Source organism: Methanosarcina baltica (assembly GCF_055394095.1).
In genome coordinates this window covers 3,072,555-3,097,791 of record NZ_AP042463.1, presented here as the reverse complement: position 1 = coordinate 3,097,791, position 25,237 = coordinate 3,072,555, and the positions used below count along the sequence as shown (strand labels likewise).

Sequence of the window (25,237 nt, the reverse complement as noted above, 5' to 3'; positions counted from 1 at the left end):
TTTCTTCACCTGCCGCCCCCCGAAAAAGCTTTCCGGGAAGATATTTATCCCATAATCCTCAATGCTTCTGTGGGGGAGTACTATGAAGAAGTATGGACTGCTTATTGGGGGAGAATGGATAAATTCATCAACGGCTGATACTTTTGCGGACATAAATCCGGCGACTCTTGAGACACTGGCTTACCTGCAACTTGCAGGAGAAGAGGATGTGGACCTGGCGGTTGAGGCCGCCCGGAAAGGTTTTAAAGTATGGAGTGAGACACCTCCACCTAAAAGGGCTGAAGTGCTCTTCAAAGCCGCCCGCATCCTGGAGGAAAGAAAGGAAGAAATGGCCGTCCTCATGACGAAAGAAATGGGAAAAGTCCTGTCCGAGGCCAGGGGGGACGTCCAGGAGGCCATTGATATTGCTTATTATGCGGCCGGGGAAGGGAGGAGGATGTTCGGGGAGTCAAGTACCTCTGAACTCCGGGACAAGTTCTGCATGACCCTCCTGAGACCTCTCGGGGTTGTGGGGCTTATATGCCCCTGGAATTTTCCGGTAGCGATTCCGAGCTGGAAAGTCCTGCCTGCCCTTGTGGCCGGAAATGCGGTGGTCCTCAAGCCGGCAAGCGACACCCCACTCTCAGCCATCGGGTTTGTGGAAATCCTCGAAGAAGCCGGGCTTCCTCCCGGGACCATGAACCTTGTAACCGGGGCTGGTTCGACCGTGGGGGTGGCCCTTGTCCGGCACCCCGACATCCGGGCAATTTCCTTTACCGGCAGCCTGGAGACCGGGAAATGGATCATGGGAGAATGCGCAAAGTCAATGAAACGGGTCTCTCTGGAGCTCGGAGGCAAAAACCCGGTCATTGTTATGGACGACGCCGACCTCGAACTTGCTCTTGATGGCGTGCTCTGGGGGGCATTCGGGACAACGGGCCAGCGCTGCACCGCAACAAGCAGGCTTATCCTGCACGAGAAAGTCAAAGAAGAATTCAGTTCAAAGCTCCTTGAGAGGACTGAAAAACTGAAAGTCGGGGACGGGCTTTTGCCGGAAACGGATGTTGGCCCCGTGATTAACAAATCCCAGCTCGAAAAGATAGAAAGCTACGTCCGGATAGGGCAGGAGGAAGGGGCAAAACTCCTCACCGGGGGAAAGCGGACCAATCCCGGGCTTCCCGGCTATTTCTTTGAGCCCACCATTTTTACGGACGTTAAGCCCGATATGAGGATCGCGCAGGAAGAAATCTTCGGGCCTGTCCTGAGCATAATTCCGGTCTCGGGCTTTGAGGAAGCCCTGGAAGTTGCCAATAATACGGAATACGGGCTTTCCTCGGCAATCTACACAAAGGACATGTCAAAAGCCTTCCAGGCGGTCGAAAAGCTTGAGTGCGGAATCACTTACGTAAACGCCCCCACCATAGGGGCCGAGGTGCACCTACCCTTCGGGGGCGTGAAGGGGACAGGAAACGGGTTCCGGGAAGCCGGGACCGAGGCCATAAGGGAGTTTACGGAAGTTAAGGTCGTGTACATTGATTACAGCGGGAGACTTCAGAAGGCCCAGATCGACACTTCCGGTCCTTTGGTCCGGGAAAGGGAGGGAGGGAAATGAAAGCAAGACTGGAAAAAAAAGAAACGGCAGGAGAAAATCCTGAATATTTTATTGAGGTCGAGGAGTCGGATTTCAAAACTGAAACGAAAGATTATGTTGAGGTTGAGGAGTCGGACTTTAAAACAGAAAAGAAAGATTATGTTGAGGTTGAGGAAGAGGGGCATCTCAAAAGCGAAGTTCCGTCCCTGCTTGAAATGGTGGGCCTGAAATCGAGAGGGCTTATCGAACAGGACTGCAAGATAATGTCCGCCTGCGAGACCAGACCCTATCCTCTGGTGGTGGACAGGGCGAAAGGCTCCATAGTAACGGACCTTGACGGCAGGGAATATATCGATTTCGTTGCCGGAATTGCGGTCCTGAATGCAGGCCACTCGAACCCGGCTGTTTCTGCCGCCATCTCCGCTCAGCTCGAAAAAATGACACACTGCTGTTCTGCGGATTTTTTTGCCGAACCTCCCCTGAAACTTGCCCAAAAACTCCAGGCACTTTCCGGCTACTCGAAGGTCTTTTACTGCAACAGCGGGACTGAGGCCGTGGAAGCCGCAATCAAGCTTGCCATCTGGAAAACCGGTCGGCAAAACCTTATCGGTTTTTACAACTCCTTCCACGGCAGGACCCTGGGTTCTCTTTCCCTGACCGCCTCCAAAGCCCGCCAAAAAGAGCACTTCCCCGGTATCCGTACCGTCCACACCCACTATGCCTACTGCTACCGCTGCCCCATGAATCTGGAATACCCCGGCTGCGGGGTCGAGTGCGTAAAGCAGATCGAAAACCTGATCTTCAGGAAAGAACTGAACCCCGAAGACACCGCAGCCGTTTTCGTAGAACCCATCCAGGGGGAAGGCGGCTACATCGTCCCTCCCCCCGAGTTCCACAAAGAACTCCGGAAAATCTGCACCGATAATGACGTCCTCCTGGTAGCCGACGAAGTACAGGCAGGCTGCTTCCGGACCGGCCCCTTCCTTGCCATGGAAAACTTCGGGGTCAAACCGGATATCTCCTGCCTTGCAAAAGCCCTTGGTGCAGGCCTTCCCATGGGCGCAATGCTTGCCGACTCTTCCTTGATGGACTGGCCCCCGGGCGTTCACTCAAACACCTTCGGAGGAAACCTGTTGGTCTCAGCAGGCTCCCTTGCGGCCCTCGAATTCATGGAAAAAGAAAAAATTGGGCAAAGGGCAAAGGTTCTGGGGGACCGCATCCAGAAGCGTCTCCGGGAACTTCAGGAAAGCTATCCGTGTATTGGAGATGTTCGAGGTTTAGGGCTCATGATCGGGGCTGAAATCGTAAAACCTGATAAGTCAATTGATCCAGGCCTGCGGGATCGGATTGTAAGGGAAGGCTACAAAGAGGGGATAATGCTCCTGGGCTGCGGGGAATCCGTGATAAGGTTTTCTCCTCCGCTGGTTATGACGGATGAAGAGGCTGATACGGGGCTGGAGAAATTTGAGGAGGCGTTGAAGAGGGTGGTGAGGTGAAATCAAGGCCGAGCCTGTACGTACTAAGTGAGGCCTTTTCGAAAAATCCTCGCAGAACAAAAAATTATCAACAATAATACAAAAAAGTTTATAAATTTATAAAAAATTTCAAAAACGTTATTATAGGTGCAAAACGGTGTAGAAGAATAGTTGGCAAAACATAACTAAGAAGAGAATGATAGGAACCTTTGTTTCGCGCCATCAGTTCCTATCGATGATCCAACCCCGAGATTGAAAGAAAACCCATTAACTTTCAACCTACAACCATTTTTACGACTTCTCGATACTTAACATAATTGCCGTGAAATCTCTATTATTATAATAATATTCGATTGCATTAAATTTTACACATTTCTTAAAATACGACGTAGCATCCAATATTTTAAGTGTATCAAAATATTCGATAGCTTAAAAACATGGAATGATATTCTGGAATTGTTTTCGCTCCAGACTGAGCTTTTACGTACGCAGTGTGGCCTTTTCGAAAAATCCACGCAGAACAAAAAATTATCAACAGTAATACAAATAATTTTATAAATCTATAAAAAATTTCAAAACGGTTATATAGGTGTAAAACGGTGTAGAAGAATAGTTGGCAAAACATAACTAAGAAGAGAATGATAGGAACCTTTGTTTCGCGCCATCAGTTCCTATCGATGATCCAACCCCGAGATTGAAAGAAAACCCATTAACTTTCAACCTACAATCTTTTTTACGACTTCTCGATACTTAACATAAACGCCGTGAAATCTTTATTATTATAATAATATTTGATTGCATTAAATTTTACATATATTTTAAAATACTGCATCGCACCCAATATTTTGGATACATTGAAATATTTAATAACTTAAAAATATGACAAGGTTTTGTCTTTTTTTGTCTGTTTTTGAATAATTTCTCCACCTCTTTTCCCGGCCGTTTTTTTCTCGAAAGTAAAACTTATAACCCGGCCCCTGTATATTCCGGAGAAAGCTTTTCTATGCAGGAACGAAAGCTTAGGTCATACTTTTAAGGAGACAAAGTCCATTGAAAAAAACCACCATCCTTGGAATCGAGGGCACTGCCTGGAACCTGAGTGCCGCAATCGTGACCGAGACTGACATAATTGCCGAGGTTACGGAGACCTACAGGCCTGAGACCGGAGGGATTCATCCCAGGGAAGCTGCCCAGCACCACGCAAAGTACGCGGCAAGCGTGATCCGCCGCCTCCTCGATGAAGCCCAAAAAGAGGGTGTGGAGCCGTCTGAAATCGATGCCATCGCCTTTTCTCTGGGGCCGGGGCTCGGGCCCTGTCTTAGAACCGTTGCAACCGCAGCCCGGATGCTTTCTATCTCCCTCGGGGTCCCGCTTGTGGGAGTGAACCACTGCATCGCACATATAGAGATAGGGATCTGGAAGACCCCGGCAAAAGACCCGGTCGTCCTCTACGTGAGCGGAGCCAATTCCCAGGTCCTGGCTCACAGGACCGGAAAGTACAGGATCTTTGGAGAGACCCTTGATATTGGGCTTGGAAATGCCCTCGACAAATTCGCACGCAACGCCGGGCTTGCCCATCCCGGAGGTCCGAAAATCGAAATGTACGCGAGAGAGGCAAAGAAATACCTGCCCCTTCCCTATGTTGTCAAAGGCATGGACCTTTCCTTCTCAGGACTCTCCACGGCCTCCACAGAGGCCCTGAAACGGGGCAGCCTTGAAGACGTCTGCTACTCCTACCAGGAAACCGCCTTTGCCATGGTCGTGGAGGTTACGGAAAGGGCCCTTGCCCATACCGGGAAGGAAGAAGTCCTCCTTGCAGGCGGAGTAGGAGCAAACGGGAGGCTCAGGGAAATGCTGGCTTCCATGTGCGAGGAGAGAGGAGCAAAGTTCTACGTGCCCGAAAAGCGCTTCATGGGAGACAACGGGGTCATGATAGCCTATACCGGGCTTTTGATGTATAAGGCAGGTGACACCATAAGCCTTGAAGAGTCTGGGGTAGACCCCGGGTTCAGGCCCGATGAGGTGGAAGTTACCTGGATTTCCGAAGAAGCCGAAAAAGCGGAGATTTCCCCTGAAGCTTTAGAGCCTGGAAAAACTCCCGCGGACCTGCTGAAAAGCGGGGCCGAAGCTATAGTTTTCCTGGAAGACGGGGCCGCGGGTGAAAAAGTACTTGTGAAAGAAAGGGTCCCGAAGCCTTACAGGCTAAAAGAAATCGATGAACGGATCCGGAAAGAGCGGAACCGGACCGAAGCCCGGATGCTCTCAGAGGCCCGGAGGGCAGGAGTTCCCACTCCCATTGTCTATGATGTTGAAGACTTCCTGATCAAAATGCAGTATCTCGAGGGAAGGCCCATTAAGTACCTGATAAACCCGGAACTCTGTGAAAGGGTTGGGGAACTTGTAGGAAAACTGCACAGTGGAGGAATCGCCCACGGGGACCTGACAACCTCGAATCTGGTGCTTGCGGAGGACAGGCTCTACCTGCTTGATTTCGGACTGGCCCATTTCGATAAAGGCCTGGAAGCCCGGGGCGTGGATGTCCACGTACTCTTCCAGACCCTTGAGAGCACACACCGGGAGCCTGAAGCCCTGATCGAAGCTTTCAAAAAAGGATATGAAAGTACTTTTATAGAGGCGGATGAAGTACTGAAGCGCGTTGAAGAGATTAAAAAGCGGGGACGCTACTCATGACTGTCGAAACTGACAAAACTGTGAAAAAAATCGTATTTGTAACCGGTAACAAGGGCAAGTTTGCCGAAGTCCGGGATATCCTTGCCAGTCGCGGAATCGAAGTAATTCAGAATAAAAATGGTTATCCCGAACTTCAGGAAGATGAACTCGAAGCCATAGCCGCTTACGGGGCCATCTACATGGCCGAAAAACTGAACATGCCCGTGATGGTGGACGATTCCGGGATTTTCATAAAGGCCCTGAACGGGTTTCCGGGCCCATATTCTCGTTTTGTCGAGGATAATCTTGGAAACCGGAAGGTTCTCAAACTTATGGAAGATGAAGAGGATAGGTCCGCTTATTTCAAAACGGTTATAGGCTACTGTGGCCCCGAAAAAGAGCCCCTGGTCTTTCCGGGAGTGGTGGATGGAAAAATCGCCTATGAGGAACGCGGGACCGGAGGTTTTGGCTACGATCCCATCTTCGAGTACGAGGGAAAGACCTTCGGGGAACTCGGAGACGAAATAAAGAACACCCTTTCCCACCGCCGCAGAGCTATTGATAAGTTCCTTGAGTGGCTGGACAGGCAGGCCTGAAATAAGGAAGGAGGTCAACTACCCCTGAGATAAGATTCAGGGGTTTCCTGCTGAGGTTTTATGAAAGTTGAAGCAGGGTGGTAAACTACCCCTCCCTAAAACCTTCTCCGTAATGCTCAAATTTTTGAGAAAGATTCCTTCGGCCGTTACCAGATTTTGTTTTTCGCGATACACATAGCTACATTGAGCTGGTTTAAGCCCAGTTTCAGGGCTATCAGGATGACCTGGTTGTTCGGAATACGGGTGTTATCTCTCTTTATAGAACAGAGGTCGTCTATGCACTGCTGGTCCAGAACCAGCGGACCTTCCAGGAGCTGTTCCGGAACCTGTTCAGTTGGGTGGCTCCCTTTACCCCCGTTCCTGTTTTCAATCTCCTTAATTATCCCCTCAACCTGCTCTTTTTCCCGCATGGAAGCTTCTTCATCAATCATCTTTTTTCTTTCATGTTCTTCCATTTGCTGTAAACAGGCAGTTAAACAGACGTTTTTTAAAAATTCTTCCACCTCCATCCCGTTCAGGTCCGCATAATGATTTATTTTGGAAAGCTGCTCATCAGAAAAAGAAATACATAACAGGTTTTCCTCATCTTTTTCTTTAATAGAAATTCCCCACAGTTCTCATTTATTTCAATTATTCTATCAATTATTCATTTTTTTGCTTACTTTTTAACACACCTTCTTTATTTATTTACCCACCGATCTAAATTTTTTTATGAAATGTGCTCCATTATTTTGAGTATGAAACCTTTCTTCTCCAATAAGGAAGCTTCAGACACAATCCCGCTCAAGCTTGTGGTCTACCTGGGCCTGCTTGCAGTCGTCCTCCTGCTCTCTGCCCGGGCCTGGGAAAATACCGCTCCTGTCCTGGAGGCTGCAAAAACGGAAAATCAGCTTGATGAGGCTGCCCTTTCCCTCCGCTCAATCCAGACCGGGTACGCAAGGGAGCTTTCGGACAGCCACAGCCCCGACGGAACCATGTGTTCTCTTAGCTTTTCCCTGCCTGCTTCGGTCAGTTTTGTGAGTTTTGGGGTGGACCCTGACCCCGACCTTTCCGGGAACCTGAGCGATTCGGAATGGCTCTTCGCAAATAATACCATCATCTATCAGTATGCTGGTGGAGTTAGAAAAAGAGTGTTAATGGAAGGCCCTCAGGTCTTTTTTTGCCGGGGGGAGATAAACGAAAAAGGACGGTGGGAGCCAACCCTACTCCCATATGGTCCCGAAAATACGGAAAATACCAGCTCTCAGGCCGGGCTCCGGCAGGCCGGGGTCGTGATCGAAGTCCCGGGCTCGGGCAACTTTGTTTTCGAGCTGGTTTCTGAAAACGGGACCCGGTACACGATGTCCCGTTTCTGAATCTCCCTACATGCATCAGGAATCAGCAATCAAAAGAACGCGGGCAGGGGCCCCGTCACACCCCTTGATTTTCAGGGGCAGGCAGAGGAAGTAATAGAACCCTTCCTCCACGGCCCGGAGGTCAAGGCATTCCACGATATTTACGGAGTTTGAAAGTAAGATGTGGTGAACCGGCAGGCTTTCGGAAGCTACGCTGTCAACCGAGAACCCATCCACTCCAACGGTTTTGAACCCATTTTCGACAATCCAGACCGCGGCATCTTCTTCGAGCCAGCGGGAATCCGGAGGGGTTTCAAAATTTGCTTTTTCCGTGCTTTTTATCGAATTTTTCGTTTTCAGGAGCAGGACTGAAACTTCACTAAAATCTCCTGCATTTTTGAAGGCAGTTTCGAGAGCCTTGCCCGAAATTCCTCCTGTCCCGGAAGAAAAGTCAAGCAGCAGGGCTTTTCCCATCAGGTCTGAAAGGTCCAGCTGATCCGAGGTTTTTCCCTTTTCAAGGATATGGGCCGGGGCGTCAACGTGCGTGCCCGTATGGCTCCCGAAGCTCAGCTCCATAAGCTCAAAACCGTCCTTTTCGAGCGTGCAGGCTTTTTTCAGGGACGGTTTCGGGTCTCCGGGATAAACCGGAGTGGAGGGGGATATCGGGACTGTGATGTCAATTAGCTTTCCCTGAGGGATAGCTTCTTTCAGGAAATGATTTTGATTTTGATTTTCCGGCATAAGGTTTCTTTTCCGTCTCTTTATTCAATTTTTTTCTGGCATCAGAGCTTCTACCGGGCCTGCGGTATAGTACGTAAAAGTACCCAATAGATATAATTAGTATTCATAATATATTATATTGTATCCACTATAAAAGCAAAAGAAGTGCTCAATCTGCTAAAGGTATCAAGAAATACATTAAGCATCAGAAATATTTGACGAAATAATTTCAATGCTCCATTGCTATTCCATGAAGCATTAAAGTAAAAGAAAAGAAGAAAGGTTAGAAATCGAGGTCGAGCCAAATTGATAATTAAACGTGTTGAGCAAATCCAGTTTCATTCCAGGGAAATAGGGGATTTGTGCCATAAATCCAAAAACCTGTATAACTTCTCTGATTATATTATCAGACAGGAGTTCTTCAATAACGGAAAATGGATCAGGTACAATAAACTTTATGGGCTTGTGAAGTCCTCTGAGCCTTACAAAGAGCTTCCTGCTAAATCTGCTCAACAGACTCTAAAAGTACTTGACCGTAACTGGAAATCTTTTTTCGAAGCTTTAAAATCTTACAAAAAGAATCCAGAACTTTTCACAGGCAAACCAAAGCCTCCAAAGTACCTGGAAAAAAACGGGGAATACCTGTTAATTTTTACAAATCAGCAGGTCAGTATCAAAGACGGAGTGCTCAAGTTTCCCAAAGTAGTTCCGTTATCCATTCAGACAAGACTTCCTGATGATACTAATTTGAAAGAAGTCAGGATCATTCCAAAACACGCAGGATACACCTGTGAAATTGTTTTTGAAAAGGAAATCGAAGACCCCATACCTCTCAATTCCGGTCGAGTCCTGGGAATTGATCTTGGAGTTGTCAACCTTGCAACCATTGGAAACAATTTTGGAGAAAATCCAATTATTGTTAAGGGCGGGGTTGCCAAGTCAGTAAACCAGTTTTACAACAAGCAGAAAGCAAAGCTCCAGAGCACTTATGAGAAGCATGGGATCAAGACCGGAAAGAGTATAGAAGTACTTACCCATAAACGAAACTCACGGATTAAAGACGTACTCCACAAACTGAGCAGGGCAATAATCAACTATGCTCTGGAAATGAACGTGGAGAATATCATTATCGGAAGCAACCCTTTCTGGAAACAGAAAACCAACATGGGCAAGAAAAATAATCAGAATTTTGCTCAGATACCTCACAGTACCCTTATTTCAATGGTCGAATACAAGGCTGGAGAGGTTGGAATTTCGGTTGAACGGATCGAAGAGTCCTATACAAGCAAATGCTCTTTCCTTGATAATGAGCTAATGGAACACCATGAAGAATATCTCGGAAAACGGGTCAAAAGAGGGCTTTTCCGAAGTGCCACGGGAGTTCTTCTTAACGCTGATGTCAATGCAGCATATAATATGATTAGAAAAGCAATCCCTAATGCCTTTGCAGAGGGGATAGAGGGTGTTGTGCTTCACCCTGTTAGTGTTAATCCACTATACAAAGAACAGTTTATATCACAAATTCATAATAGTTTGTGATACTAATTAGGACTTTTCATAGCATATATCAGTTTCTCATTTGTGTTGCAGGGCCGTCTTTTGAGAACAATTTCTCAGAAACCGGGGCTGTCTTAATTACCATATTCCGGCAGTTTCACGCGCGAATGCGCAGGTGGGCTTGAATGGCATAAAATAAGACTGTTCCGGATACGAAAAAAAATCAGTCATAAAAATCCGGCAGGCCCTGCAAAAAAGAACCCTTATATACAAAAAACCCCTTGCAGGCCTCAGACATGAAAAAACTCATTGAAGATGAAACCGGCTCTTTTCAAAGTTACCTCTCAGAAGGCTGTGTACTCTGCCAGCAGGGTGCGAAGATGGTGCTCTTCGTAACAGGCCTCTGTCCTCGACACTGTTTCTACTGCCCTCTCTCCAATGAACGAGGCGGAAAGGACGGGATCTTTGCAAATGAACGGCCCGTAAAGACCGACCTGGATGTTATTGAGGAAGCAAAGATTATGGACGCCCTTGGGACAGGCATCACGGGTGGGGAGCCTCTCCTGAAGGTCGAACGGGTCCTTCATTACATAAGACTCCTGAAGTCCACTTTCGGAAAGGAGCACCACATCCACCTTTATACATCCCAGGCCCCGGAGAGAGATACCCTCTCTGCTCTGGCCGAAGCCGGGCTTGATGAGATCCGCTTCCACCCTCCTCAGGATTTATGGGAGGACCTGGAAAACAGTCCCTATGCGGCGTCCATTCAAACGGCTGTCGAACTGGGAATCACAACCGGAATAGAGGTCCCGGTCCTTCCGGGTGTGGAAAAGCTTGCTCTCTTTGCGGCCAAAGTCGGGATATTCCTGAACCTAAACGAACTTGAATTTTCCGAAACCAATTTTGAGGGCTTGATTGAGCACGATTTTGCTCTGGAGTCCGATAATTCCAACGCGGCGGCCGGGTCCCGTGAAATAGCAGAAGCTGCCTGCAAAGTCGGGGATATGGTCCATTTCTGCTCCTCAAATTATAAAGACGCTGTCCAGCTCCGAAAACGCCTCCTGCGGATTGCCGGGAACACGGCCCGGGAGTTTGATGAGGTCACGGAGGACGGCACTATTATGTACGGCCTGATCGAGGGTGGAGTCCGGGAACTGGAGCTTGCAAAAACGGTCCTGAAGGAACAGGACGTCCCGGCCGAACTCTTCGAAACAAAAGAAGACAGGCTCGAACTTGCCTGGTGGGTCCTCGAAGACCTCAAAGAGGCTCTCAAGCTCTCCGGCACGGCCCTCTCCATAATAGAACGCTACCCCTTTGAAGACGGCCTGGTGGTTGAGGTTATCCCCCTCTGAGCCCCCCATTAAAAATTTAAAATTTCATTCTGGAAGCCGGGGGTCGGGTAAGGAGCAGAAGCTCAGTTGCGGCAATCCGGCTCAAATTCTTGATAAGGAACTAACATCTCTTTTTAAAATATGTTAGATTTTTATGAATCAGGTCTCTATATTTATTTTAAAATTGAACTTTATAAATGTCCATAAATTTGTTTGATTTGTTATTCTCTCTTCAATTCATCTGTTAAACGCTAAGAGGGAATTCTCTGTTTTATTTTTTTCAATCCCTAATTCTAAATTTTTATAATAACTATTATACGACGTTTTTCATAAACCCGATTAATATAGTTATGTTAGTTCCTTAAAAAACAAGATTTAGAGACAACATTCATAATAATTGTATATTTAATCCAAAGTACTTTATAGTGAATGAATCATAGATCTTTTTGTTAAAGTACTCATAGATATTTGGGAATGGTGGGGACCAGAACTCAAGGCTTCTAAAATTGTATCCGGGCTAAAACCTTCGAAAAATTACAATCAGTATGAGGTTTAGCTCTGAAAAATATCACAATTTGTATGAGGCCCGGTTTCGGAATAAATTGGAAAATCCTTTAAAAAAGTCCACATCATGCTTCCGGCATATTTTGAGTACTTGAGCAAACAAATAACACGAGGGATGAAGGCCCTCGCGGAATTTGCTGTAACGAAAACCACCACGTACAGACACGACGGTTAATGAGTGCCCGCTTAAACTCAGCTTTCAAAGAAGAGCTATTTTTGCCTTGATTTGCCACAAAAATCAGTGGCAAGGAAGATCCGTTAAAAAAAATATTTGTAAGGCCTAAGTTCTAAATTACATTTAAAAAGCCTATTGTATCTGTTTTTTGAAGAAATATCTTTATATACGTAGAACCTAAATTTATATCATGGTTTTTTTAAAACAGAAAATAATCAACGGTAAAAAATACTGGTATATTATTAAAACTGGCAGAATTGATGGAAAAGTGAAAACTATATTTCAGATATATTTAGGCAATGCCGAAAAAATATTTGAAATGAAAAAACAGAGTGAATCATTGCCCTACATGAAACTGAAATCTTTTGAGTACGGCAAACTTGCCGCACTTCTTCATGTGAATGAAGAGCTTGGATTCGTTGACATAGTGAACAAGCACACTATGAAAAAATCAATCGATGGTTTAAGTGTCGGAGAGTATCTTTTACTTGATATAGTGGGGAAATCTCATGGAGTTTTAAGTGAAAACGGTATTGGGGAATGGTTCAAAAAATCGGCCTTATCTTTTAAGTGGAAATTCCCTCATAAATTAAATTGTCAGAATTTTTTGAATCATATGAATTACATTGATTCCGACACAATGAAAAATATTGAAGACGATTTGTGCCGAGTTCTCATCGAAAAAGGACTAACCCCTTCAGTACTGTTTGTGGATGAATCAAACTGGTTCACTTATGCTACCAATTATGATGAAAAAAGTGAATTGCTTCATAAAGGGTATAACAAAAAGCATCGTAAAGACAAAAATCAGGTATCTGTAGCGCTGGCTGCTAATGATTACAACTTACCTTTTATTCACGAGACATATCCAGGAAATGTGCATGATTCAGAGGAATTTTCAGGTCTGGTTGACAAAATAGTAAACCGTCTAACCGAATTGAATATTTGTTCGGAAGACCTTGTTCTTGTTTTTGATAAGGGAAACAATTCAAAGGACAACATTGAAAAAGCAACTTCAAAGATGAATTTTGTAGGGGCTGTAAAAGCAAATCAGGCAGATGATCTTCTTGAAGTGCCATTATCTAAATATCAATTTTTATATGAAAGCTCAGAAGGCCACAAAATTTATGGCTATCGGACAAAGCATCAGTTTTACGGGACAGAATTTACAACAGTAATTACTTTCAATGAAGGAACTCACAAACTTCAAAAAAGAACTTGTGAGTCAAATATGTCAAAAATAACTGAGAATCTGGAAGACCTACAGAGGAGACTGGAAAGCAACAGAGGAAAAGCAAGAAACAGGAGCAGTGTAGAAAAAGAGGTTGCAGACATTATTATCAAAAAATACAGAAGTATGGTGAAATATGAAATTACTGATGCTCCTGAAGGTAAGAAAAAACCTCAGTTAAAGTTCTGGATTGACGAAGAGAATAAAAATAAGCGCGAAAATTCATTAGGAAAAAATATACTATTTACAGATAAGCACCGTTGGCACACTAAAAAAATTGTGCAAACATACAACAATAAAGGCGCTATAGAGGATGATTTTAAGCTATTGAATGATCACCTGCTTGTCCCTGTGGGACCGGTGTACCACCACAAAGATGAAAATATCAAAGTTCACGTATTTCTGTCTATAATTGGCTTACTTTTCTACAGATATTTAGCCTGGGAGACAAAGAGATATGGTCTTTCTATGAGAAGACTAATTGAAAATTTGTCCGAAATTAGGCTGGCAGTTATCCAGGATAAAGAATCAAATAAGTGTAATATTATTCTGGAAGAGATGAGTACAAAGCAAGCATCATTATTTTCTTTCTTGAACTTGGGTAATTACCTGCCACCCCAATAAAAACGTCATCAGTAGGATTATTCATTCCTTAGGCCCACACAAACAAAGCCGCTTGATAACGGAAAAACATGCATCTTTGAAAGTAAAGTTAAAAAAGCGATACTCGTAGTGGACACTTTGTATATTTGTCGTTGATGTATATAAAAGTGGTGGTGATCGAGAATGAAATGAAAAGGTGATATATATGAGAAAATTATCAATGATATTGGGAATTGCTATGCTTGTTGCATTAGCAATTCCACTTTGCACCACGACAGCGTTAGCCGATGGTGATGCAGATGATGCTGCTGTTGCATTGGGTCTTGAAAATGTGGCTGTAGCAGAACTGGCCATCGTTGACGAGTTTGATAATGCAATAACTAGCAACCAGACTATGAATTCCTCGACCCTTATGTATACTCCACCTGATGCATATGCAATAATCAAATGTAACGACGTTAATGGGTGGAAATTCGAAGTAAGCGGAGAAACAAGAGAAGGAAATCCTTGTGGCCACATGCACGATGTAAATGAGTCCATTTATCTCAGAGAGCAGTTTGAGGTGAGGTACAACGGCAATAATTATGAAACCTTGAATGGTGGCGATTCACTTGATGATAATTTCGGCACTGGAGAAGACGCTACAACTCCTAAACTTTTGGCCAGCAGTATTAAGGCCAGCAGCGAGAAGAAGCACCTTTATATGAGACAGGAAATAGTAGAGGGTGTTGATTATTGTGACGCTGCAGGAGATTACTATATAAAACTTAATTTCGTCCTGACACCAAATTAAATAGAATGTTTAGAGCTGGATTACCAGTTCTATTTTTTTACTTTTTTTCCATTGGGGTGTAATATATGAAATATTTTCTCCAAAAATTATACACATTTTCCTGTTTATTTATGATCACCATACTAGTTATTAATTCTCTATCAGTTCCTGCCTCAGCAGGTGTTAAAATTTCTGGCATTAAATATATGGGTGAAGTTTTAGCCGGAGAATCCGTTACACACGAAATCATATTATATAATAATGTGGATCAGTCTGCTGATTATTCGATAAGTATAAACGGATTTGGGCAAACTTTAGAAAGTACTTATTACACGCTAGAACCTTCTGAAGATGTCAGCCCTTATTCAGCATTATCTTTTCTTGAACTGGATAAAGATAAAGTGCATCTGGAACCTGAAAGTTCAGGAAGCATTTTAGCAACGATAAATGTCCCAAAAGACGCTGGTTTTGGTGGAAGATACGCTATAATCAAAGTACAAAGTTCATCGGAGGGAAATGGCAATTTGGGAATTGGTACTATTATTAATGTACCGATTATGCTCACCATCTCTAAGTCGGATATTATCAAAACAGGTGAAATTACCGATGTGAAGATGGGGGAAATTGTAGGTGGTCAACCTCTTGCAGTATCCACAGTTCTGAAAAACACCGGAAACCATCATTATTATCATGTAATAAACCAGGTAAAAATCCTGGACGAAGAAGGAAATGAAGTGGCTTCTTCCTCGACTGATCCGGCTCCATCTGCTATGATCCCCACCTATTCAGTCAGGTTTGAAACGAGCTTTGAAGAGGAATTTTCGATAGGAGAATATACCGCCCATTCAACAATGATGCTGGAAGACGGCACTGTTCTTGATGAAAAAACCGCTAGTTTTGAAATTACTGAACAATATTTCCCTCCGTTTGAAGAAACAAGTATCACACTCACTCCGGGAAGCCCTGCTATCCTCAAAGACTCTAACAGCCGTTACACGGTATCTTTTCCGCAAGGTTCAGTTTTAAGTGATGTTGATGTGTTCCTTAAACCCGCTTTTAAGAGCCAGCTCCCCATGCCTTATGGAGATGAAAAGCTGGGTGCCAGTTGTTTCCGGCTTGAAGGGGTCCAGGGCCTGTTGAATAAAGACGCTGAAGTGAAAGTTGTTTACTCAAATGACGATCTGGAAATTGCCGGGGGCAGTCTTTCAATGTTGAAACTTGCCTATTATGACGAGGTTGAAAGAAACTGGGTGGTTCTTCCAACAAAAGTAAATGAGGATGAGATGATCCTTTCAGCTTCTACAAACAGGCTTGGAACCTGGGCTGTAGTGGCGTCCTCAACGGCAAGCACGAAAAGTCAGCCTATTAAAGGCGAAAACAATCAGGCAGCTCTTGGTGGGATTATCCCCCTGATTGCGTTGATCGGAAGTGTGATTTTGTGCTCGTTTGTAAAAAAACGTAAATAATTAATTAATTGGAGAGTATTAATTGGGAATATTTCCCCAAATATCTTTTTTAATTCAGAATATTATAATTTAGTATCTTTTTATAATATTATAGTTATAAAATTACGCCGAAATTGAAATGAGATATTGACCAATTGTAGATAAATTAAATTTAAATAATCCATTAAAATCTTTTGGGACTGAGGGAATTGAACTTAAACTATTTAAGATGTATTCTACCGTGTTTCTTATTTTTCTTAATTCTATTTACAACTATACCAGGGTACTGTGAGGCTTCCAGTTCACAGTCATTATCCGTAGTATTAACCCTGGATCGTCCAACCTGTGTGTACGATATGACACTTGCCTCGCAAAAGATCTCAAATTCAGAAATTACAAATCCGGTTAACACAGTTTTTCTCCGAGATTTTGATGGCGTGGAACATATTGATGGAAATACTTATGTTGCGAAAATATTTAATGAAAAAAATGAGTTTATGTCCACTATTCCTCTCGATCTGGTAACAACCATTCCGAAAAAAAAAGAGGGACACCTGGTTGCTGATAAACCGGAAAAACTTACAAATATGCAGCCTGGGGCTTACTATGTATTCGTATATGTAATAACAAAAAGTGGCGAAGAGGATATTCTTCCATTTGCATGCAGTGTTGAAGAAACCCTGAGTCCTCGCTGTTCGTCCGGTCCAGGTTGCCTGTATACATATGGTGATAAAAAAACTTTCAGTCCTTATGGCAAATACCGAAATTACGATAATTGCAGTGAATCATGGTGCTGTTGTTGCGGCTGTGAATATCTAATACAAAGAAAAAAATCCAATATGTTCTATGTATTTTCTAATTACAAGGAGGTTGAAAACGAAGAGGAGATTGATTATGAGATAAAATATGAGGATTGTAGTTCAGATGAATTTAGTTTGTTTCAGTATATTGCAGGAAAACTTGATGTTTTTTGGGATGAATTATAACCTTTTTCAGAAAATTTGAATATATATAATTTTTTATAATGTACTGGTGCTCGAGATTTTGGGACATTACCATAAGGTGCTTAAATTTTGTAGATTTTGTATACTTTTTTACTATAAAGGAAATGATTTTTACATTTCTATTTTTTTATGAATTATGATACCGGTTTTTACTTTTAATGAAGGTCGGATCTCAGGGACTTATAGTAACGCCTGCATTTGATGCGACATAAATTGCTTGATTACACATCGTTTTTTGTCGCATTATTTACGCTCGTGATTATAGGCAGATTATCTTTCAATCCTATTATTTCTATATTTAAGAACCGACTCAAAATAGCCAAAACAAAAAGGCAATCCTAAAATATATAAACGATAAGGATATAGGGGAATCGCTTTTACTTAACTTGAAATGTTCCATTTCACATAGCTTTATAGCTCATAATAGTAATAATATAATCTGAAATCGATATAATTTAAATTATCATTGACTGAGGTGTCCGAGACTGCAAACTGCGGAAGAAAGAGTTAGAGCGAGATTAATTAAGTATCTCGGCAGGGATGAAAACGGGATACGGAAGGTTGTGCTCAATCTCTTCCTGACCGGAGGCAAGTTCACGACCGGTGAAGTTTTTGAGTTCCTTGACAAAGGAAACTTTGAGGTCAGCTACCGGGGAGTGTCAGCCATGGTCGGGTTGATGAATACCCGACTTGGGATTTTGAGTATCAACGTTACAGGGGACCACAATGTGTATTCCCTGAAAGATACCTACAAAAGTATTGTAGGGTCTGTCCTGGAGAACTATTAAGGCCTGTGCCTTAAATTCTTCTCTCGAGTTCATGTAAAACTTTAAACATTACTGCTTTTGAAAAATGGGGCCTGTCGACGTTTTCCTGTGTATTTTCCGTGCAAACCATTCAGGCCAACATTGCCCAGTTATCTGCAACTTCGTGGTTTAAGCCCTGAGCCGGAGCAGTTCCTTTTCTGGAGAGTGATGCTAAGGAATGATCTTTAATTAATTTTAAAAAGTATATTTAAATACTTTGAATCCGAATGAAATTTAATTGAGTATTAAAGTTTAATCTCCCGATTTTTTTTCATAACTATATAGCTTGAAGGAAGTGTGTGCACGGGTTTTAAAATGGGGTCAAGGGCGTTCAGGCTTCTTAAAGTTCCTATCATTGTTCTGAAAAATCGCGTATTCAGGGTCTTTTACAAGCAGTATGAGCATAAGCTCACGAAGGAGATAGGGAATTCCGAAATTCCCTCTCATGTTGCTGTAATCATGGACGGAAACCGGAGGTATGCAGGAAAATTCGGGAAGGCGAGAAGTTTCGGGCATTCCATGGGAGCTGAGACCACGGAAAAAGTAATTGAGTGGTGCCATGAAATCGGAGTCAAGCAGCTTACACTCTATGCATTTTCCACGGAAAACTTCCAGCGTTCCAAGGAAGAAGTGGACGGGCTCTTTGAGCTCATAAACAGAAAGTTCCATAAAATCGAGAAAGACCCGAGGACCCATGAAAAGAGGATGCGAGTCCGGGTTATAGGGGACAGGTCCAGTCTGCCAGCCTACCTGCTGGAGTCCATCGAACGGCTCGAAGAGGTGACCGGACACTATGAGAAATTCATCCTTAACGTGGCAATCGCTTACGGGGGAAGACAGGATATCATCCAGGCCGTACGTGAAATTGCGGTCCGGGTCGAGCGGGAAGAGCTGGCCCTCGAAGACGTGAGTGAGGGCCTGATCTCAAAGCACCTTTATCCTTCTCCGGACCTCGCGGTTCCCAACGTTGACCTGATTATACGAACAGGCGGAGATGAGCGGGTCTCCAACTTCCTGCCCTGGCAGGCAAATGGAAGTGAATGTGCAACCTATTTCTGTGCCCCTTACTGGCCCGAGTTCAGGAAAATCGACCTCCTGCGCTCTGTCAGGGTTTATCAGGCCCGGAGAGCCGAAAAGAGACAGGACCATCTGAACCGCTTTGCAAAGGTCACTTATATGCTCAGACACCCGAGTTCCGCTTCGGGATCGCAGTAAATCAAAGATTTACTGGGAGTTGCACTGCAAGTGCAACAGCACGGGGACCCCCGTTTCGCTCCGCTCAAGCGGACTATAAACCTTAACTCCTATCTTTTTTTCCGTGTGTTCCGTGTGTTCCGTGGTTTGAATGCCCATACCAAACACCTCCTCACACAAAAACACAATCTGTGTGAGTATAGAGCAATTCCCTAACTGAAAATCTGAAGTTATATTTTCACTATTCCTTAATTTCCTGTGTTGCGCATATTTTCGGAAAAAGAGAACGTTAATATCCTTCAGGCCCGTAATTTAATTTACTGCTGTATTTGCTAATTTTCATCTTCAGGAACCGGGGGGCCGGAGGGTATGAGGTTCAGAATTTTTGTTAGTTTCCTACTGAGACCTTTTTTCAGCTTTCCGCATCTTCCTTTCAGGGAACATGCGGAAAAAGGGGTACTTGCAGCAGGAAAGCTACAGGAAGCTGTGGAAGCTTACTGTGCGGATGACATGAAAATGGTGGAACTCCGGAGTACTGAAGTCGATTTGCTTGAAACCGAAGCTGACGCTATTAAGCAGGATATTCGAAAAAACCTGCCCTCTTCTCTTCTTCTCCCTGTTGATGCAAAGGATATTCTGTTTTTCTTAAATCAGCAGGACTCAATCCACAATGTCGCCCAGAGTGCGGCTTACTGGATGACCCTGCGTCCTGGCCCCCTTCCGGAAGATATTAAACGAGGCTTTCTGAGACTTGCAGCAACAACCCTTGAAACCGTGAAGGTGTATTTAACCCTCGTCTCCGGTTTTTATGAATTCCTTGAAGCTCCCTGGGTAAAAGAGAATCTCAGACAGACCCTCGCTCTCGTCCCTCAGGTCGAAAAACTGGAACATGAAGTGGACATCATTGAAAGCGAACTTTTGAAAAAGATCTTTGCAAACGAAAAGATTTTTGGAGGAGCCGGGGTCTGCCACCTCACCGACCTTGTGGAAAAAATCGGTGATGTTGCCGACAGGGCCGCAATTGCCGCAGACAGCCTGAGGACAATGCTCCTCAGAAGGTGAATTGAGTTCAACATTCCGAACCCCGGACTTTTGAAAATCGACTGATTAACCGGATATGGAATTATGGAATGTAGAAAAACGTTGCTGATGCCAGACTGGCAGGCTCCCCTTCCTTTTTTGCTAATCCAGAAAAACCGCCCGGGTTCGAGGATCTGAATTTGTCTATTCTCAGGGCCCGGAGTGGGAAGTTTTGAAAACATTGCATGTTTTTTGACACAAATCTTCTTGAACATAATATTGAATTCATGGAAACATAGGGAGTATGTGGAAATCAGGGTAATTTTACGCAAAAATACCCTTATTGAGGGGAGATATTTCAGGGCTAATTGAGGCTTAAAACTAGGATAAGCTAAAGGCTTAATATGATGAACGCATATTGAATTTGACTTCAGGCAGAGATGAAAATTATTAATATAAAAATCGCCGTATTAAATCGAGGACTTACCGAATTGAAGGGTTTTTTTGGAAGCTTATTTTGGGCAGAGTTTTCTGGCGAATTTTGAAAAATATAATAATAAGTTAAAAGCTGCCCGATAGTACACATTAACAATATAATTTTGATGGAGAATAAACCCAGATGAGTGATAAACAGGTTTATGACGCTACACGCATTCAGGTGCTTGAAGGCTTGGAGGCTGTCAGAAAGCGGCCCAGTATGTACATAGGGAGCACGGACAGCCGGGGATTGCACCACCTGGTCTATGAAGTTGTTGATAACAGTATTGACGAGGCCCTTGCGGGCTTCTGTACCAGGATAGACGTCACGCTTAACCCCAACGGGAGCATTACGGTCCTGGATAACGGGAGAGGAATTCCCGTGGATTCACACCCGGTGCACAAAAAATCCGCTCTGGAAATCGTGATGACTGTTTTACATGCAGGGGGAAAGTTCGACAAGGATTCTTACAAAGTATCCGGAGGGCTGCACGGAGTGGGAGTTTCCGTGGTAAACGGGCTTTCGGAATGGCTTGAAGTAGAAGTCAGAAGAGATGGTAAACTTTATTTCCAGCGCTATGGCAGGGGGAAGCCTACGGAGCCGGTAAAGGAAATCGGAATCTCGGATGAAGCCGGGACAAAGACCACTTTCATGCCTGACGCGACGATTTTCGAGACCACGGAGTTTGAGTACGATCTTCTCCTGAGCCGGCTCCGGGAACTTGCTTTCCTGAACCGGGGAATCACGATTCACTTTAAAGACCTGAGGGGGCCCGAAGGTCAGGAAAATATCTTATCCTACGATGGCGGAATCGTTGCCTTTGTGGAGTACCTTAATAACAAAAAGCCTGTCCTGCATGAGAAACCGATTTATTTCGAGCGGCAAAAGGATGAAATGACCGTGGAAATAGCGATGCAGTACACAGGCGGTTATGCGGAAAACGTCTACTCCTTTGCAAACAACATCAACACCCACGAAGGCGGGACCCATATCATCGGGTTCAAAACTGCCCTTACCCGTGTGGCAAACGACTACATAAAAACCAACAAACTTACAAAGGATGACACGAAACTTTCGGGAGACGATATAAGGGAAGGGCTCGCCGCCATTATCAGCGTGAAACTCATGGAACCTCAATTCGAGGGGCAGACCAAGACCAAACTGGGAAACAGCGATGTCAAGGGAATTGTGGACTCCATGGTAACGGACGGGCTTTCCGAGTATTTTGAAGAAAACCCGAAGGTCGCGAGCATTATCATTGAAAAAGCCCTGCTTGCGAAAAAGGCCAGGGACGCTGCGAAAAATGCAAGGGAACTTACCCGGAGAAAGAACGCCCTTGAGGTCAGTACGCTTCCGGGCAAACTTGCGGACTGTTCGGAAAAGGACCCTACGCGCTGTGAGATCTACCTGGTAGAAGGAGATTCCGCAGGCGGATCGGCCAAACAGGGACGAGACAGGGCTTTTCAGGCCATACTGCCTTTCAGGGGGAAAATCCTGAACGTGGAGAAAGCCAGGTTTGCAAAGATCATCAAAAACAACGAGATCGTTTCCCTGGTAACCGCCCTCGGGACAGGGATCAGTGAGGACTTTACCCTTGAAAGCGCCCGCTACCACAAGGTCATAATCATGACGGATGCCGATGTTGACGGGGCTCACATAAGGACCCTCATACTGACCTTTTTCTTCCGCTACATGAGACCTCTGATCGATGCCGGTTATATTTACATCGCCCAGCCGCCCCTTTATCGCATAAAGAAAGGCAAGAAGGAAGAACACTACGTGTATACGGACAGGGAAAAAGACAGGATCATCGAGGAGATCGGAGAAAAAGGTGTCACGGTCCAGCGCTACAAGGGGCTTGGAGAAATGAACCCGGACCAGCTCTGGGGGACCACCATGAACCCTGATTCCCGGACACTTCTCCAGGTAACTCTGGAAGACGCTCTCCGGGCCGATGAGATCTTCCGGATCCTGATGGGCGACGAGGTCGAACCACGCCGGAATTTCATTGAAAAGCACGCTAAAGAGGTTGAGGAACTGGATATTTGAGGGGTGAAAAAATGGCAGAATACGAAGAAGAAAATGCTGAATACCAGGACCCTGCAACCCGGACCCCCGACGCTGCGGAAGAAGGAGACAGGCCTGAAGTAAAAGGAATCGTGCGGGTCCTGATCGACGACGAGATGAAGAAGTCCTACATCAACTACGCCATGAGCGTGATTGCGGGCAGAGCTCTTCCTGATGCGAGAGACGGCTTGAAGCCAGTCCACCGGAGAATCCTCTTCGCCATGAAAGAGGCCGGGATCACTCATGAGAAAGCTTACAAAAAGTCCGCCCGTGTGGTCGGAGATGTGCTCGGTAAGTACCACCCCCACGGGGACACTGCCGTGTACGATTCCATCGTGCGCATGGTCCAAGACTTTGCTCTCCGCTACCCGCTTATCGACGGGCAGGGAAACTTCGGGTCCATTGATGGGGATTCCGCTGCGGCCATGCGTTACACTGAGGTCCGTATGGACAAAATCTCTCAGGAGATGTTGGCCGATATTGATAAGGAGACCGTGCCTTTCAGGCCCAACTACGACGGGTCCATGGAAGAGCCCGTGGTCCTGCCGGCAAAACTTCCGAACCTCCTGATCAACGGGTCCACGGGAATCGCCGTCGGGATGGCAACGAACATGCCCCCGCACAACCTTAGGGAAATCATTGACGGGGCCCTCATGCTGATAGATAACCCGGAGACGGAAATCTCCGACCTGATGACCGTTATCAAAGGCCCGGACTTTCCGACAGGGGCCCATATCCTGGGAACAGCCGGGATCAAGTCAGCCTATACCACAGGCCGGGGGCCGGTGAGAATTCAGGCGGTTTCCGAGATTGATGAGTTCAAGAAGGACAGGGCCAGGATTATTGTCACGGAACTTCCCTATCAGGTGAACAAGGCCAGACTGATCGAGAACATCGCTCAGCTCGTCCGGGAAAAGACCGTTGTCGGGATCTCCGATTTAAGAGATGAGTCCGACCGGGATGGGATCAGGGTAGTAATCGAATTTTCCAGGGGCGTAAACGCAGGCGTTGTCCTGAACCAGCTCCACAAGCACACCCAGCTCCAGACCAGTTTCGGGATAATCAACCTGGCCCTTGTGGACGGGCAGCCGAGAGTCCTGGACCTTAAACAGCTCCTGACTATCTATCTGGATTACAGGATGGAAGTTGTCCAGAAAAGGACACTTTTTGACCTCCGGAAAAGCGAGGAACGAGCCCATATCCTGCGGGGGTTAAAGACTGCCCTGGACAATGTGGATGAGGTCGTAAAACTGATCCGCGGTTCCAAAACCGGGGATGTGGCTAAAGAGGGTCTTATCTCAAACTTCGGATTTGACGAGCTTCAGGCCAAAGCCATTCTGGACATGCGTTTGCAGCGCCTGACGGGCCTTGAGACGCAGAAGATCCTGGATGAACTCGAAACTCTCGCCGGGCTGATTATCGACCTTATGGAAATCGTTGTCAGCGACGAGCGGAAATACACGATTATCAGGGATGAACTCCTGGAAATCCGGGAAAAGTACGGAGACGCGAGAAGGTCCAGAATCGTGCCTGCAACCGGAGATGTTATGGATGAAGACCTGATCCCGGAGGAGGAAGTGGTCGTGACCATCACGGACAGCGGCTATATCAAGCGGATTCCTTTGGATACCTATAGCAAACAGCACCGGGGAGGAAAGGGCATTATCGGCATGGATACGAAAGATGAAGACGTTGTCGAGAACCTTTTCATTTCGTCCACGCATAATTACATCCTCTTCTTCACGGACCGGGGCAGGCTCCACTGGCAGAAGGTCTACGGGATTCCCGAAAGCAGCCGCCAGTCGAAAGGAAAGGCCATTGTGAACCTCCTGGAACTCCAGGACGGGGAAATGGTCAACGCCATGATTCCGGTAAAGGAGTTTTCTGAAGACCGCTACCTCCTCATGGCCACAAAGGCGGGAACAGTCAAGAAGACCCCGCTTTCGGACTTCAAGAACCCGAGGAAAGGCGGCATTATTGCCGTGGGCCTGGACGAGGGGGACGAGCTTGTGAAAGTCCTCCTGACCGACGGCACAAAGGAAGTGCTGATGGTCTCGAAGAAAGGAAAAGCCATCCGTTTCTCCGAAACCGCCATTCGCTCCATGGGCCGCAATGCAAGAGGCGTCCGGGGCATGACCCTTGAAGGCCCCGATGACGAGGTAGTCAGCGTGGACCTGGTGGATGAAAACACAACCCTTCTCACCGTCACCGAAAACGGCTACGGCAAACGCACGAAGTTTGACCAGTACCCGGTCCGGCACAGAGGCGGCAAAGGCGTGATAACCATCATCACAAGCCTCAGAAACGGCCACGTGGCCAACGTCAAGGCCGTTGCCGATGGCGACGAACTCATACTCACAAGCGCCGAGGGAATCATCATCCGCATCCCTGCAACCGGCATCTCGGTCCAGGGCCGAAACACCCAGGGCGTCCGGGTCATGAACCTGAACTCCGGGGACAAAGTCGTAAGCATGGCCAGGATCGAAGCCGGAGAAGCAACAGAAGAAGCGACAGAAGAAGCGACAGAAGAAGCAGAAGAAGCCGGGGCAGAACAACCCGTGACTGAAGAAGAAGAATAAATAAAACATTCAGAAAATTACTAGCCACCACCGGCATGAAATGAATAAGGATTCTGAAACCAGAAGCCGGCGGTGGCAGCTTTTTTTATTTTTAGAAATAACTGCG

General features: G+C 45.6%; 18 protein-coding genes. 16 read left to right on the top strand and 2 right to left on the bottom strand.

Going from position 1 to position 25,237, the window contains the following annotated elements; translation table 11 throughout:
• Window positions 1-82: 82 nt before the first annotated feature.
• The 4 genes from ACZ5QV_RS13565 to ACZ5QV_RS13550 all read left to right on the top strand — a co-directional run bounded on the left by ACZ5QV_RS13565 (window position 83) and on the right by ACZ5QV_RS13550 (window position 6,311).
• Window positions 83-1,591 (top strand): aldehyde dehydrogenase family protein, encoded by a 1,509-nt coding sequence (locus tag ACZ5QV_RS13565; RefSeq protein ID WP_464600312.1) that lies wholly within the window; start codon window positions 83-85, stop codon window positions 1,589-1,591.
• Window positions 1,588-3,066 carry an aspartate aminotransferase family protein gene (locus tag ACZ5QV_RS13560; RefSeq protein WP_464600311.1) on the top strand — a complete coding sequence of 493 codons (1,479 nt, stop codon included), beginning with the start codon at window positions 1,588-1,590 and terminating at the stop codon, window positions 3,064-3,066. Before ACZ5QV_RS13565 ends, ACZ5QV_RS13560 begins: the two co-directional genes overlap by 4 nt.
• A gap of 1,029 nt (window positions 3,067-4,095) precedes the next feature.
• The gene (locus tag ACZ5QV_RS13555) at window positions 4,096-5,736 is read left to right on the top strand and encodes a bifunctional N(6)-L-threonylcarbamoyladenine synthase/serine/threonine protein kinase (protein ID WP_464600310.1); all 1,641 of its coding nucleotides are present in this window, start codon (window positions 4,096-4,098) and stop codon (window positions 5,734-5,736) included.
• A 20-nt stretch (window positions 5,737-5,756) separates the two neighbouring features.
• A complete protein-coding gene (locus ACZ5QV_RS13550; protein WP_464602110.1) occupies window positions 5,757-6,311 on the top strand; it encodes an XTP/dITP diphosphatase in 555 nt (184 codons plus the stop codon).
• Between the two features lie 146 nt (window positions 6,312-6,457).
• Here ACZ5QV_RS13550 and ACZ5QV_RS13545 read toward each other — a convergent pair whose 3' ends face one another.
• Window positions 6,458-6,766, bottom strand: coding sequence for a hypothetical protein (locus tag ACZ5QV_RS13545; protein WP_464600309.1), 309 nt, complete (start codon window positions 6,764-6,766; stop codon window positions 6,458-6,460).
• A 282-nt stretch (window positions 6,767-7,048) separates the two neighbouring features.
• Here ACZ5QV_RS13545 and ACZ5QV_RS13540 point away from each other — a divergent pair, with 282 nt between their 5' ends.
• Window positions 7,049-7,666 (top strand): hypothetical protein, encoded by a 618-nt coding sequence (locus ACZ5QV_RS13540; protein ID WP_464600308.1) that lies wholly within the window; start codon window positions 7,049-7,051, stop codon window positions 7,664-7,666.
• A 15-nt stretch (window positions 7,667-7,681) separates the two neighbouring features.
• Here the strand turns inward: ACZ5QV_RS13540 and ACZ5QV_RS13535 are convergent, their stop codons facing one another.
• Window positions 7,682-8,386, bottom strand: a complete 705-nt coding sequence (locus ACZ5QV_RS13535; protein ID WP_464600307.1) for a cyclase family protein — start codon at window positions 8,384-8,386, stop codon at window positions 7,682-7,684.
• A gap of 285 nt (window positions 8,387-8,671) precedes the next feature.
• Between ACZ5QV_RS13535 and ACZ5QV_RS13530 the strand changes: the two genes are divergently transcribed.
• The 11 genes from ACZ5QV_RS13530 (at window position 8,672) to gyrA (ending at window position 25,131) form a co-directional block, all read left to right on the top strand.
• Entirely contained in the window at window positions 8,672-9,904 is a 1,233-nt protein-coding gene (locus tag ACZ5QV_RS13530; RefSeq protein WP_464600306.1) for an RNA-guided endonuclease InsQ/TnpB family protein, read from the top strand.
• Window positions 9,905-10,158: 254 nt separating this feature from the next.
• Complete coding sequence (locus ACZ5QV_RS13525) at window positions 10,159-11,214, top strand: DUF8061 domain-containing protein (RefSeq protein ID WP_464600305.1); 1,056 nt, start codon at window positions 10,159-10,161, stop codon at window positions 11,212-11,214.
• 908 nt (window positions 11,215-12,122) lie between these two features.
• Window positions 12,123-13,787: an IS1634 family transposase gene (locus tag ACZ5QV_RS13520; RefSeq protein ID WP_464599431.1), complete on the top strand. Its 1,665-nt coding sequence runs from the start codon at window positions 12,123-12,125 to the stop codon at window positions 13,785-13,787.
• 184 nt (window positions 13,788-13,971) lie between these two features.
• Window positions 13,972-14,559 (top strand): hypothetical protein, encoded by a 588-nt coding sequence (locus tag ACZ5QV_RS13515; protein WP_464600304.1) that lies wholly within the window; start codon window positions 13,972-13,974, stop codon window positions 14,557-14,559.
• A 65-nt stretch (window positions 14,560-14,624) separates the two neighbouring features.
• Window positions 14,625-16,004, top strand: a complete 1,380-nt coding sequence (locus ACZ5QV_RS13510) for a COG1361 family protein (protein ID WP_464600303.1) — start codon at window positions 14,625-14,627, stop codon at window positions 16,002-16,004.
• Between the two features lie 335 nt (window positions 16,005-16,339).
• Window positions 16,340-16,969: a hypothetical protein gene (locus tag ACZ5QV_RS13505; RefSeq protein WP_464600302.1), complete on the top strand. Its 630-nt coding sequence runs from the start codon at window positions 16,340-16,342 to the stop codon at window positions 16,967-16,969.
• A gap of 503 nt (window positions 16,970-17,472) precedes the next feature.
• Window positions 17,473-17,775, top strand: a complete 303-nt coding sequence (locus ACZ5QV_RS13500) for a DUF2551 domain-containing protein (RefSeq protein ID WP_464602109.1) — start codon at window positions 17,473-17,475, stop codon at window positions 17,773-17,775.
• Between the two features lie 333 nt (window positions 17,776-18,108).
• Window positions 18,109-19,008, top strand: coding sequence for a polyprenyl diphosphate synthase (gene uppS / locus ACZ5QV_RS13495; protein WP_464600301.1), 900 nt, complete (start codon window positions 18,109-18,111; stop codon window positions 19,006-19,008).
• A gap of 348 nt (window positions 19,009-19,356) precedes the next feature.
• Window positions 19,357-20,049, top strand: coding sequence for a TIGR00153 family protein (locus ACZ5QV_RS13490; RefSeq protein WP_464600300.1), 693 nt, complete (start codon window positions 19,357-19,359; stop codon window positions 20,047-20,049).
• 577 nt (window positions 20,050-20,626) lie between these two features.
• Window positions 20,627-22,534, top strand: coding sequence for a DNA topoisomerase (ATP-hydrolyzing) subunit B (gene gyrB, locus ACZ5QV_RS13485; protein WP_464600299.1), 1,908 nt, complete (start codon window positions 20,627-20,629; stop codon window positions 22,532-22,534).
• Window positions 22,535-22,545: 11 nt separating this feature from the next.
• The gene (gene gyrA / locus ACZ5QV_RS13480; RefSeq protein ID WP_464600298.1) at window positions 22,546-25,131 is read left to right on the top strand and encodes a DNA gyrase subunit A; all 2,586 of its coding nucleotides are present in this window, start codon (window positions 22,546-22,548) and stop codon (window positions 25,129-25,131) included.
• Window positions 25,132-25,237: the final 106 nt, after the last annotated feature.